Raw genomic sequence first — 12,842 nt, 5'->3', positions numbered from 1 at the left:
TCGAAAACATGGCCCGGGCGAGGGACTCTATCCGCTAGCTCGGTATCGTAGGGTGGGCAAAGGCGCGCTTGCGCCGTGCCCACGACCTATCAATGATTGAGAGAAGGTGGGCACGCTTCCGCCTTCGCTCTACGAGCTACGGCGGACAAGTCGCTTTGCCCACCCTACGACACTGTCGTCGGGGAGAGAGTCTCGTAGGGTGGGCAAAGGCGCAGTTGCGCCGTGCCCACGTCCTATCAATGATCGAGAGAGATGGTGGGCACGCTCCGCTTTGCCCACCCTACCGAGACTACGACACTGTCGGGGGAGAGAGCCGTCACCCCTTCCGTTCCGGCACGCGCCGGATCTTCGCGCCCAGCGCATTCAGCCGCTCGTCGATGCGCTCATAGCCGCGCTCGATCTGGTCGGCGTTGTTGATGGTGGAGGTGCCCTCGGCGCAGACGGCGGCGAGCAGCATCGCCATGCCGGCGCGAATGTCGGGCGAACTCAGCGTCGCGCCGTGCAGCCGGCTGGGGCCGGCGATGATCGCGCGATGCGGATCGCACAGCACGATGCGCGCGCCCATCCCGATCAGCTTGTCGACGAAGAACATCCTGGACTCGAACATCTTCTCGAACATCAGGATCACGCCCTCGCATTGCGTGGCGGTGACGATCGCGATCGACATCAGATCGGCCGGGAAGGCCGGCCAGGGCTGGTCCTCCAGCTTCGGCACATGGCCGCCGAAATCGTCCTGGATCTTCAGGGTCTGGTTCGACGGCACGATCAGATCGTCGCCCTCGACGCGGCACACGATGCCGAGCCGCTCAAAGCCCATGCGGATCGAACGCAGATGCTCGACGCCTGATCGCACGATGCGCAAGGGCGAGCGCGTCACGGCGGCGAGCCCGATCAGCGAGCCGACCTCGATATGGTCGGGCTGGATCCGATAGGTCGCAGAACCCAGCGTCGCCGGGCCATGGATCACCATGGTGTTGGTGCCGACGCCCTCGATTCTGGCGCCGAGCGCGACCAGGAAGTTGGCGAGGTCCTGCACATGCGGCTCGGAGGCCGCGTTGCGCAAATAGGTGACGCCATCGGCCGCGACGGCGGCGACCAGCGCATTCTCGGTCGCCGTGACGCTCGGCTCGTCCAGGAACACGTCGGCGCCGGTGAGCTTGGGGCAGCGGAATTCCAGCCGGTCCGTCGCGGTGACTTTGGCCCCCAATTGTTCCAGCGCCAGCACATGGGTATCGAGCCGGCGCCGGCCGATCACGTCGCCGCCGGGCGGCGGCAGCATCACCTCGCCGCAGCGCGCGAGCAGGGGACCTGCCAGCAGGATCGAGGCGCGAATGCGGACGCAGAGCTCGGGGTCGAGATCGGCGGCGCGGATGCTCTTGGCGTGGATATGGAGCGTGTTGCGCTCGGTCCATTCCGCCGATGCGCCGACCGAGCGGACCAGCTCGACCAGCGTCTCGGTGTCGCGGATCCGCGGCACGTTCTGAAGCGTCACCGGATGCTCGGTCAGCAGCGCGGCGGCGATGATCGGCAGCGCCGAATTCTTGTTGCCGGCCGGCTCGATCGAGCCCGAGAGCCGGTGACCGCCCTCGACGATGTACTGAATGGGCGCCACTGGGATCTCTCCGTCCTGTTGCGGTGGGGCGGGCTGCTTTGGGGGCGGAAACTATAGGGAATTGAGCGCGGTAGCAATTGCGCTGGCAAGGTTCAGGGGGGCGGCCGCAAGCAGGAGAGGCCCGCAGCACCGGGCTTTCAATTGCGGAGCAAATTGATCACGCCGCCTTCGCCCTTGGCTTCGAAATACATGAGATCGATGTAGATCGCAGCTGCGAGAACCAGGGCTCGCTCATCTTCTGTCAGGCTGCGTTCCAGGTATTCCACCAGGAAATTGTCGCGGTCGGTGAACAGTTCGGAGCCGAGGCCAGACCATTTTTTCGCAACGCGCGCGCGCTCTTGCCCTCCGCGCATGAATGGAAAGGTCCAGACGCGCCAGAATGGCGATGTGACTTCGAGCACCACTCTTCCCTGCGCATCGTGCACCTGGAAACGCTTGGTGAGAATCGAAAACTGACGCTCGATGGTCCCGATGAGGCGGCCGTCGCGCGAGCGCAGCTCCAGACATTGAAAGAACCAGCGGAAGGGATGAACCCCGCGCATGACGGGCTGTCGCGAATTGTCGAAAAAATGCACCTCAAAGGAGCGCCAATGGCCAAATACCTGGCGTCCGAGGAAGCCGAGAAGTCCCTTTTGCTGCTCGGCCGCATAGAGCAGATCGCGGCCATTTTCATCGCGAATGCGGTACTTGTTGCGGGTTTCGAAACCGAACAGTTCGGCCATTTCGAAGACCTGCTGCACGTACATCCGGCTCTGTCCAGCTAGCGTCGGCAACATTCGTTCGAACCTATCCAGAGCCGCCTACGCCATTTCGTCGCGATTGGCTGGGGTGAGGTTCAGGCGACACCGTCGGCATCCGTCATGGCCGGGCGTAGCCGTCCGAAGGACGGCGTCGCTTCCGCTCGCCTATGTCCCGGCCATCCACGCCCTGCCACAAGGCACAAAGAACATGGATGCCCGGGACAAGCCCGGGCATGACGACTGTCCAAGGCCAACCGCGTCAAATATCGATCGTCGCGCTCAGCGAATGTTCCTGGATGAAGTCGCGGCGCGGTTCGACGACGTCGCCCATCAGCTTGGTGAAGATGTCGTCGGCCTCGTCGACCTCCTTGACCTTCACCTGCAGCAGCGAGCGCGCCTCGGTGTCGAGCGTGGTCTCCCAGAGCTGCTCGGGATTCATCTCGCCGAGGCCTTTGTAGCGCTGCAGCGCGATGCCCTTGCGGCCGGCTTCGGTCACCGCTTCGAACAGATCGGACGGACCGTGCACCACGTGCTCGGAGTCCTTGCGCCGCAGCTTGCCGGCGCGAGCGTAGACGTCCTGGAGCTTGGGCGTGTACTCGTCGAGCTTGCGCGCCTCGGCGGAGCCGAGCAGCGCGTCGTCGATCACGGCTGCTTCCTTGACGCCGCGCACGGTGCGCTCGAACAGGAAACCCTGGCCCTCGACGAATTGCCCGGTCCAGCCGCGCTCGACCTCCTCGGCCTGGCTGTCCAGCCGGGTCGCGATGTACTGCGCCGCAGCCGCGGCGGTCTCGGGATTGCCGTAGACCGACTTGTTCAGCACGCCGGTGATGGCGGCCTGCTCGACCACCTTGCGGTTATAGCGGCTGTGCAGGTTGCGCAGGATGCTGCGGACCACGCGGGCATCGTCGACCAGCTGGCGCAGGTCGCGGCCCGAGCGATCACCGCCGGTCCCCGGGATGTAGACGCAGTCGTCGAGGCCGGCGTCGATCAGATAATCTTCCAACGCCCGCTCGTCCTTCAGATACTGCTCGGACTTGCCGCGTGAAACCTTATAGAGCGGCGGCTGGGCGATGTAGAGATAGCCACCGTCGATGATGTCGCGCATCTGCCGGTAGAAGAAGGTCAGCAGCAGCGTGCGGATGTGGGCGCCGTCGACGTCGGCGTCCGTCATCACGATGATTTTGTGGTAGCGCAGCTTCTCGATCGAGAACTCGTCGCTGATGCCGGTGCCGAGCGCGGTGATCAGCGTGCCGATCTGCTCGGATGACAGCATCTTGTCGGGACGCACGCGTTCCACGTTGAGGATCTTGCCGCGCAGCGGCAAGACGGCCTGGAATTCGCGGTTGCGGCCCTGCTTGGCGCTGCCGCCGGCCGAGTCACCCTCGACGATGAACAGCTCCGATTTGGCCGGGTCCTTTTCCTGGCAGTCGGCGAGCTTGCCGGGCAGCGAGGACACCGAGAGCGGGCTCTTGCGGGTCAGCTCGCGCGCTTTTCGCGCGGCTTCGCGGGCGGCAGCGGCCTGGATCACCTTGCCGACGATCATCTTGGCCTCGGACGGATGCTCCTCGAACCAGGCCTGGAGCGCCTCGTTGAGGACGTTCTCGACCACGGGACGCACTTCCGAGGACACCAGCTTGTCCTTGGTCTGCGACGAAAACTTGGGGTCCGGCACCTTCACCGACAGAACCGCGGTCAGGCCTTCGCGGCAATCGTCGCCGGTCAGAGCGATCTTTTCCTTCTTGGCATTGGCCTCGGCATAACCGTTGACCTGGCGCGTCAGCGCGCCGCGGAAACCGGCGAGATGAGTGCCGCCGTCACGCTGCGGGATGTTGTTGGTGAAGCACAGCACGTTCTCATGGTAGCTGTCGTTCCACCACAAAGCGGCCTCGACGCCGATGCCGTTGGCTTCCGCACGTACCATGATCGGCGAGGGCACCAGGGCCTTCTTGTTGCGGTCGAGATATTTGACGAATTCCTCGACGCCGCCGGAATAATACATCTCCTCGCGCTTCTCGACCGCGTGACGCATGTCTGACAGCGCGATGTTGACGCCGGAATTGAGGAAGGCGAGCTCGCGCAGGCGATGCTCGAGCGTCGCGAAATCATATTCGATGTTCTTGAAGGTCTCGGTCGAGGCCAGGAACGTCACCTCGGTGCCGCGTTTGCCCGGCGCATCGCCGACGACCTTGAGCGGTGCCACCGCATCGCCATGGGCGAACTCGATGTAATGTTCCTTGTCATCGCGCCAGATGCGCAGGCCGAGCTTGCTCGACAGTGCGTTGACGACGGAGACGCCGACGCCGTGCAGGCCGCCGGAGACCTTGTAGGAGTTCTGGTCGAATTTTCCGCCGGCGTGCAGCTGGGTCATGATGACCTCGGCCGCCGAGATGCCTTCGCCCTTGTGGATGTCGACGGGAATGCCGCGGCCGTCGTCCCGGACGGTGACGGAATTGTCGGCATTGAGGATCACATCGACGCGCGTGGCGTGGCCCGCCAGCGCCTCGTCGATGGCGTTGTCGACAACTTCGTACACCATGTGATGCAGGCCCGAGCCGTCATCGGTGTCGCCGATATACATGCCGGGGCGCTTGCGGACGGCGTCGAGCCCCTTGAGCACGCGGATCGATTCCGCGCCGTATTCGCTCGCGGTGGAGGGCTCGTTTTCGGCAGCTTGCTGCCGAGCAGGTTCTGTCATGAGAGGCCTTCGAAATGTCGCCCGAATCAGCCGCGCAAAAGGCGCTGATCAGGATGCTCTTTGTGCCATGAAAGAGAGTTTGCGCCTAGCGCAAAGTATCTCCCGGCAACCCTTTGATCAGATAGGATTTTTGGGCCTGATTTCAAGCCGTTCGAAGGCCGATTCCAAGCTCCCTGAAAAGCCCGATTCGAGGCCCCGTTTTGGGTCTTCAAAGACGTGGATCTTGCGGGGGGACGGGCCTGTTCGGAGCCGCTGCAGCGGCCCGGAACAGGCCAGGGGTTCAGTAGATCTGGGACGGCTTCTTGTCGTCGCTGAGGGTCCAGGCCTCGCCTTTGGCCAGCGTGATCGTATCGGCGCGCACCCGAAGGCCCGACACAAGCAGCTCGTAGGGATACGTGCCCGGCGGCAGATCCAGCGTTTGTGGATGATTTTCGCCGCCTGCGATCTCAATGGTCTGAGCGTTGATCACGAGCGAAGCCACGTCGGGCCTGAGATAGCCGAATATCAGCCGCGCTTGTCCTGATGTCGGCAGGACATCGGCCTTGGCTGCGGCCTCCGGATTCCTCTGCGCCAGGCTGACCGTGGTTTCGCCCTTGGCGCGGCCGAGCTTCAGCACGGCCGGGCCTTTCGGGGAGATGAAGGCCAGCTGCACGCGATCGGCGGCGATGATTGCGTCATCCGGCAGCTCCCGCCAGCCGCGCTGCCCGAGCTCTCTGCGGTAGAAGGCCAGCACCTCGTTGAGCTCCGCCGGCACCCGCGCGTCGATCTCGGTCCGGAGCGGGGCCTCGGCGCCATGCGCCCGCGTGGTGCGGAATTGACTGAAGCTGCTTTGCTTCGGTGCCGGCATCTCGACGTTGGGATCTGCCGTCAGCTGTTCCTTCGAGCACCCCGCCAGAAGAATGAGGGCGCATAGCAGCAGCCGCCATCGTGCCGGGACGTTCGGCCCGCGTTTGACCATGGTCATGCTCATTCTCCAGGGACGCCGCGTCGTGATCTTCGTGCGATGCGAAGGCTGCGGCGATGCGCAGCCTCAGGACCACTAGTCGCCGCGCGAACCGCTCAGGTTCAAGCCGGCCGTGACTGGCAAAGGCTGCGGATCAATACATTTGCAGCGGCAGCACCTCGCCGGTCGGCCCCACCATCAGGCCCCAGGCATCGCCCGCGGCAAACTCGATCGTGCCGCTCCGGCCGCTCTGCCCTGCGATCTTCAGCGCGTACGGATACTTGCCCGGCGGCAGGTCGAGCATCGGCCCTTTCGGCGATTGAGGGCCACCGGCGCCAGCCGCGACCTTGACGGTTTGCTTGTTGATGGTGAGCATGGCTTCCTGGTTGCCCATATTGCCCAGCAGCAGCTTGGCCTGACCTGGTTTCGGCATGATGTCCGCCTTGGCCGCGGCTTCAGGATTCTTCTGCACGAGGTCGATCGACGTCTCGCCATTGGCGCGGCCGAGCTTCAGCATTGCTGGTCCCTGCGGCGAGGCGAAGGCGAGCTGGACGCGATCGGCGGTCGTGATCGCGCCTTCAGGCTTCTCCTGCCAGCCGAGTCTTTTCAGCTCGCTGCGGTAGAAGGCGAGCACGTCGCCGAGCTCGGCCGGCACGCTGGCTTCGAGCTCGCGGCGGAACGGCACCGCGATGCCCGGCAGCTTTGCCGTGCCCAGCGAGGTCGAGCTGTGCTGCTTCGGCACCGGCAGCGCAGAGTCCGGATCTGCTTCCAGCGGCGCGGATGCTCCGGGCTGCGTGGCAGCAGGATCGTTGCTCGCCGCCGGGCTGGTGACGGCAGGCTTGGCAGCGGCTGTCCTCAGGCCGGATCCGTTGGCGCTGACGTTCACCTTCGGGCCCATCTGCATCAAGGTCATCGAGATCGACTTGCCGGCCTTGGAAAATTCCAGCACCGCCATGTTGGGCTGGTTGATGACGGAGGGCTGCTCCTTCCAGCCGGCGGGCTTCAGGGAGGCGCGATAGAAGGCGGCCAGCGCCTTCACGCTCGAGGTCGAGTTGAACTCGAGCCGGCCGTCGCCGGACTCCACCTCCTGCGCGTTCTCAGGGACGGCCAGCGGCGCGTTGCTGCCTGCGAGCGCCTGCAACGGCGCATCGGACAGCGTTGCGGCCTCCGCCTTGCGACGTGCCGCGTCCTCGGCGAGGACCCGCTTCGTCATCGCCTCCGCGTCCTTCATGAACTGGTCATCGGCGTCTTGCTTCGCCTTGGCGCGGGCGGCGAGCACGCTCTCCTTCACCTGCGCGGTCAGATGGACCATCGTGAAATCGTATTTGCGGCCGAGATGCAGCACGCCGTTCTCCTCCGGCGAGGAGAATTTCAGCGCGACCTCGTCGCCCGGGGCGAGAGGTGCATTTCCCTCTTCCGTCCAGCCCCGCCTTGCAAATTCGCGATGGTAGAAGGCCTCCACAGTGGGCAGATCGGCGAGGGCGGCAACGATCAGCTCGCGCGTTGATGTTCGGGCGTTGCCTCGGCCCGAGGACGATTTGTATGGCTTCGGCTCCGGCAGGCCGGCCGTATCGCCGCGCTCAAGATCGGTGGGCAGCGCGAACGGCGCGATCCTGATGTCGACATTGGTGCGGCCGTCGTCGCGGCGGGTCAGCGTCAGCATCACCGGCTTCTGCTTGTAGAACTGCGTCGAGTCGCCCTCGGGATGGTCGTAATAGGCGCGCACGCCGTTCGGGATGACCGCAGAGAGGTCCGCGTTCGGCCAGCTTGCGGCCGTCTCGGGCGTCAGCTTGCGCCAGCCGATCGCGGCCATTTCCTTCGCATAGAAATCCTGTACCGCCTCGAGCGTGGCCGGCGCGATGCAGCCGAGATAGGGCCGGGTCTCGTCGAACACGAGGTCAACAGCGCCCTCGGGGAACGGCACGTTCGAATAGATCCGGCTCGGGGAGTAGGTGACCGCGGATTGGTCCGGTCGGCCGAGGCCCTGCGTGAAGGAGACGGACAGGCCCTGCCGTCCCTTCTTGAAGGCGAGACTGGTGTTGGCCTCGTCGAGCGGGCGGACATAGGGCACCCAACCCTCGGCGACGAGCATCTTCCTGACGGCCGCCGATGTCACCGCGACCACGGTCGGCACGCCATATTGCACCCGGGAGGGATCGGAGGTGTCCTCGACCGCGCCTGGCAGCCTCGGCAGCGTGTGGGGATCAACATAGCCGGCGTCGAATTGCGCCGCGCGTGCGGTGCTCGCCACCAGCAGAAGGCCAAAGGCGAGCAGCAGCCCACGTGCCGGGACCCGCATCCCGCGCTTGATCATCGACATCGGCAGCACTCCAGGATTTCTCGCTCTTTGCGTCATGTGCGGGCTGCGACGTCATCGCGCGGCCCAGACAGCTAGTCGTGGATGGAACCGGGCAGGTTCAAAAGCGGTATCCCGGCCTGCCGGGCAGAGCGAGGCCGCACACGAACAGCCGCCATCGTGCCGGGACTTTCATCCCGCGCCTTACCGTCGTCATGGTCTTTCTCTCCAGGGATCTCGCGCCTGTCGATCGCGCGATTGCAACGGCTGCGACACCGCCAGCTGCGGCCTCACAGTCTTAGTCGCGATCCGAATAGGCCGGGTTCAACACATCAGGCTAGCGCCGGGCGGAAACGCGTCCGCTCTCGACGTCAAAGACTTCGCCGCCCGCGCCGATCTCGGCAAAGGCGGCCGGGTCCGCACCGGTCAGCCACACCTGCGCGCCGAGCTTGCGCAGCTCGTCGAACAGCGCGGCGCGCCTGTTGGGATCGAGATGGGCGACGACCTCGTCGAGCAGCAAAAGCGGCACGATGCCGGTCATCTCGGCGACCAGCGTCGCATGCGCCAGCACGAGGCCGATCAAGAGCGCCTTCTGCTCGCCGGTGGAGGCATCGCGCGCCGGCATGCCTTTCGGCGCGTAGATCACCTGCAGATCGGTCAGATGCGGACCTTCAGTGGTGCGGCCGGCGATGGCATCGCGCGGGCGGTTGTCGCGCAGGATCTGGCGATAGCGGTCCTCGACCGAGGTCGCCGTTTCCGTCAGCAGCGCGTTCTCCATCCAGCCGTCGAGCGCGATTTGCGCGGAAGGAAAAGCCGAGGCTTGCGCGCGCGCGTTGAGCATGCCGGTCAGGCGCGCCGCGGTCTGGCCGCGTGTTGCGGCGACCGCGACGGCAAGCTCGGCCGTCTCGCGCTCGATCGCGTCACACCAATGGTCGTCGTAATTGCGCGTCTCGAGCAGGCGGTTGCGCGAACGCAGCGAGCGTTCCAGCGCGTTGATGCGGCTGGAATGCTCGCTGTCGATCGCCAGCACCAGGCGGTCGAAGAAGCGCCGGCGCTCGGACGCGGCGCCCATGAACAGCCCATCCATCGCCGGCGTCAGCCACACCATGCGGATGTGATCGCCGAAGCTGGCCGCCGAGTTCACCGGCTCGCGGTCGATGCGGCAGCGCCTGATCACCGGGCTATCTGCGCGCGGCGGCTCGATGCCGGTGCCGAGCGTGGCGAGGCCCAGCGCGCCCTCGACCTGCGCGGAGACGGCCCAGGAGCCGTCGCCCTGGTTATCGGCGACATCCTCCAGCGTGGCGCGGCGCAGGCCGCGGCCCGGCGACAGGAACGAGATCGCCTCGATGCAATTGGTCTTGCCCGCCCCGTTCGGCCCGACCAGCGCCACCATGTCAGCCGCCGTCTCGAGCCCCGCCGCCCGATAGTTCCGAAAATGCGTCAGCGTCAGGCGATGGATGCGGGAGGTGGTCATGGTCATTCGTTATGGGCGCGCGCGCTCCCCTTGAGAGCATGCCGTAGGGTGGGCAAAAGGCGCGCTCTGCGCGCCGTGCCCACGTCTCGCGGCGATTCGTGCTGCTCGATGGTGGGCACGCTTTCACCTTCGCTCTTCGAGCTACGGCGCAGGCTTTGCCCACCCTACGGTTCCGATGGATGGTCGAGAGAACCCCCCTCACACCCGCATCGGCATCAGCACGTACAGCGCGCTCTTGTCGTCCTTGTCCTGCACCAGGGTCGGCGAGCCGGGGTCGGCCAACCTCAGCACCGCGACGTCGCCTTCGATCTGGGCGGCGATGTCGAGGAGGTAGCGGGAGTTGAAGCCGATATCGAGCGCGTCGGAGGCGTATTCGACCTCGAGCTCTTCGGTCGCGCTCCCCGAGTCCGGATTGGTCACCGACAGCACCAGCTTGCCCGCCGACAGCGACAGTTTGACCGCGCGGCCGCGTTCGCTCGAAATCGTCGAAACGCGGTCGACCGCGTTCTCGAAATCCTTCTTGTCGACCACGAGCTCCTTGTCATTGCCTTGCGGAATGACGCGGCCGTAGTCGGGGAAGGTGCCGTCGATCAGCTTAGAGGTCAGCACGACATTGCCGATGGTGAAGCGGATCTTGGCCTGCGACAGCTCGATCGTCATCTCGGCTTCGGTGTCCTCGATCAGGCGCTGCACCTCGCCGACGGTCTTGCGCGGCACGATGACGCCGGGCATGCCCTCGGCGCCCTTGGGCTGGACGAGATCGAGCTGGGCGAGGCGGTGGCCGTCGGTGGCGACGCCGCGCAAGGTCGCGGCGGTCGCGGTGCCGGCGGCGTGCAGATAGATGCCGTTGAGGTAATAGCGCGTCTCTTCGGTCGAGATCGCGAACTGGGTGCGGTCGATCAGCCGCTTGACGTCCTTGGCGGCGAGATTGAACGAATGCGAGAGGTCGCCGGCGGCAAGGTCCGGGAAATCGTTCTCCGGCAGGGTCTGCAGCGTGAAGCGCGAGCGGCCGGCGCGGATCGCCAGCACCGCGCGGTCGCCGTCGGCCTCCAGCACGATCTGCGAACCATCCGGCAGCTTGCGCACGATGTCGTAGAACATGTGCGCCGGCACGGTGGTCGAGCCGGCGGTTGCGGTTTGCGCCGGCAGCGTCTCGGTCACCTCGAGGTCGAGGTCCGTCGCCTTCAGCGACAATTTCGCGTTCTCGGCGCGCACCAGCACGTTGCCCAGGATCGGAATCGTGTTGCGGCGCTCGACCACGCGATGGACATGGCCCAGTGATTTCAGGAGTTGCGCGCGTTCGACCGTAACCTTCATTGCACTACTCGCCCGATCCCCAAAGATGGAAAAAGCCGGGCGAAGGACAGCGCGCCGCGGCACCGAAGACCCTGGGAAGGCCGGGTCATCGAGCCGATATGACCAAAGCCGTCAGGGTCGCGCAAGGTGGCGCGGATGGCCCCGGGATTCAAGGGATCGGGAGCCAGTTCCCCACGATTTACCCGCCAAAACAACGACCGCCGCCCAGGCATGGCCGGGCGGCGGGAGCATGTCAGGAGGCTTAGGCGTTTATTCCTGCAGCTGGCGCTTGAGCGACTCGACCTCCTCGGACAGCGCATTGTCCTTGGAGACCAGCGCCTCGATCTTGCGCACGGCGTGCAGCACCGTGGTGTGGTCGCGGCCGCCGAATCTGCGGCCGATTTCGGGGAGGGAGCGCAGGGTCAGCGTCTTGGCGAGGTACATCGCCACCTGGCGCGGACGCACCACATTGGCGGTGCGGCGCGAGGACAGCAGGTCGGAGCGGCTGACATTATACTGCCGCGCCACCACGCGCTGGATGTCCTCGATCTTGATCCGCTTCGGCTCCGAGGGGCGGATCAGATCGCGCACCTCGCGCTCCGCCATCTCCAGCGTCACCGGCTGGTTGTTGAGTTTCGAGTGAGCAAGAAGCCGGTTGATCGCGCCTTCGAGGTCGCGGCCGTTATGGGTGATGGCGCGGGCCAGATAATGCAGCACCTCTTCCGGCACGTCGAAGGTCGCGTGATGGGTGCGGGCGGCTGCGACGCGCGACTTGAGGATGCCATGGCGCAACTCCTCGCCGAGCGAGCCCATCTCGACCACGAGCCCGCCGGCGAGGCGCGAGCGGACGCGATCGTCGAGGCTCTCGAGATCCGACGGCGGACGGTCGGCCGCGATCACGACCTGGCGGCCGGCATCGATCAGCGCATTCAGCGTGTGACAGAATTCGGCCTGGGTCGACTTGCCCTGCAGGAACTGGAGATCGTCGATGACGAGCACGTCGATGCCGCGCAGCGCTTCCTTGAAGGCGAGCGCCGTCTGCGTCTTCAGCGCGGCGACGAAGCCGTACATGAATTTTTCCGCGGTGAGATAAAGCACCTTGCGCTCATTGCCGGAATTGCCGGCCCAGGTCACCGCCTGGAGCAGATGCGTCTTGCCGAGCCCAACGCCGGCATGGATGTAGAGCGGGTTGAACATCACGGCGTCGCCGCGGCGGCCTTCGGCGACCTGACGCGCGGCCGCATGGGCCAGCGTGTTGGAGCGGCCGACGACGAAGCTTGCAAAGGTCAGGCGCGGATCGAGCGGCGAGCCGCCGAGCGCGTCATGATTGGCGGAAACGGGCGCGGTCGCGGTCGAGCGCAGCTCCGGCGCGGGGGCGCGGCGCGCCTCGACCGGCGCGGGCGCTTCCTTCGGCTGCACCACGGGACGCACCGCGGAACGGACGGTGAGATCGATGCGATGCACTTCCGGCATCTCGGCCTGCCAGCACGACAGCACGCGCTCGGCATAATGGGCCTGGATCCAGCTTTTCAGGAACCGCGTCGGCACCGACAGTCGCACGCTTTCGTCCTGCACGCCTTCCAGATCCATGCGCGCGAACCAGCTCGTATAGACGTCTTCGCCGACGTTCGAGCGCAGGCGATTCTTCACGCGCGACCAGCGATCCTGTTCCGAGTTCGTCATCATTTGAAAACTTTTCTTGAGAGATAAGGTTGCGTGGTGAGCGCCATGCAGAGTTCCTGCCATGCAGGGCGCGACCTCAAGCGAGTCCATCATTCGGGCATAG

At 65.5% G+C, this 12,842-nt stretch carries 8 protein-coding genes; all 8 read right to left on the bottom strand.

Annotation, left to right across the window (positions count from 1 at the left end; all coding sequences use genetic code 11):
- Positions 1-316: 316 nt before the first annotated feature.
- Positions 317-1,612 carry a UDP-N-acetylglucosamine 1-carboxyvinyltransferase gene (murA, locus tag ACNJX9_RS00040; RefSeq protein WP_057754129.1) on the bottom strand — a complete coding sequence of 432 codons (1,296 nt, stop codon included), beginning with the start codon at positions 1,610-1,612 and terminating at the stop codon, positions 317-319.
- A gap of 137 nt (positions 1,613-1,749) precedes the next feature.
- Complete coding sequence (locus ACNJX9_RS00035; protein ID WP_439410227.1) at positions 1,750-2,334, bottom strand: phospholipid scramblase-related protein; 585 nt, start codon at positions 2,332-2,334, stop codon at positions 1,750-1,752.
- Between the two features lie 277 nt (positions 2,335-2,611).
- Positions 2,612-5,047, bottom strand: coding sequence for a DNA topoisomerase (ATP-hydrolyzing) subunit B (gene gyrB, locus ACNJX9_RS00030; RefSeq protein WP_057754041.1), 2,436 nt, complete (start codon positions 5,045-5,047; stop codon positions 2,612-2,614).
- 280 nt (positions 5,048-5,327) lie between these two features.
- The gene (locus ACNJX9_RS00025) at positions 5,328-6,011 is read right to left on the bottom strand and encodes a hypothetical protein (RefSeq protein WP_057754039.1); all 684 of its coding nucleotides are present in this window, start codon (positions 6,009-6,011) and stop codon (positions 5,328-5,330) included.
- Between the two features lie 133 nt (positions 6,012-6,144).
- The gene (locus tag ACNJX9_RS00020) at positions 6,145-8,310 is read right to left on the bottom strand and encodes a hypothetical protein (protein ID WP_439407457.1); all 2,166 of its coding nucleotides are present in this window, start codon (positions 8,308-8,310) and stop codon (positions 6,145-6,147) included.
- A gap of 313 nt (positions 8,311-8,623) precedes the next feature.
- Positions 8,624-9,760: a DNA replication/repair protein RecF gene (gene recF / locus ACNJX9_RS00015; RefSeq protein WP_439407456.1), complete on the bottom strand. Its 1,137-nt coding sequence runs from the start codon at positions 9,758-9,760 to the stop codon at positions 8,624-8,626.
- Positions 9,761-9,958: 198 nt separating this feature from the next.
- Positions 9,959-11,077, bottom strand: coding sequence for a DNA polymerase III subunit beta (gene dnaN / locus ACNJX9_RS00010; RefSeq protein WP_439407455.1), 1,119 nt, complete (start codon positions 11,075-11,077; stop codon positions 9,959-9,961).
- Positions 11,078-11,326: 249 nt separating this feature from the next.
- Positions 11,327-12,739 carry a chromosomal replication initiator protein DnaA gene (gene dnaA, locus ACNJX9_RS00005; protein ID WP_057754144.1) on the bottom strand — a complete coding sequence of 471 codons (1,413 nt, stop codon included), beginning with the start codon at positions 12,737-12,739 and terminating at the stop codon, positions 11,327-11,329.
- Positions 12,740-12,842: the final 103 nt, after the last annotated feature.

The organism is Bradyrhizobium sp. BLXBL-03, assembly GCF_051853015.1.
Lineage (GTDB): Bacteria > Pseudomonadota > Alphaproteobacteria > Rhizobiales > Xanthobacteraceae > Bradyrhizobium > Bradyrhizobium manausense.
The sequence above is the reverse complement of the archived record's forward strand: the minus strand, read 5'-3'. Positions and strand labels throughout refer to the sequence as shown.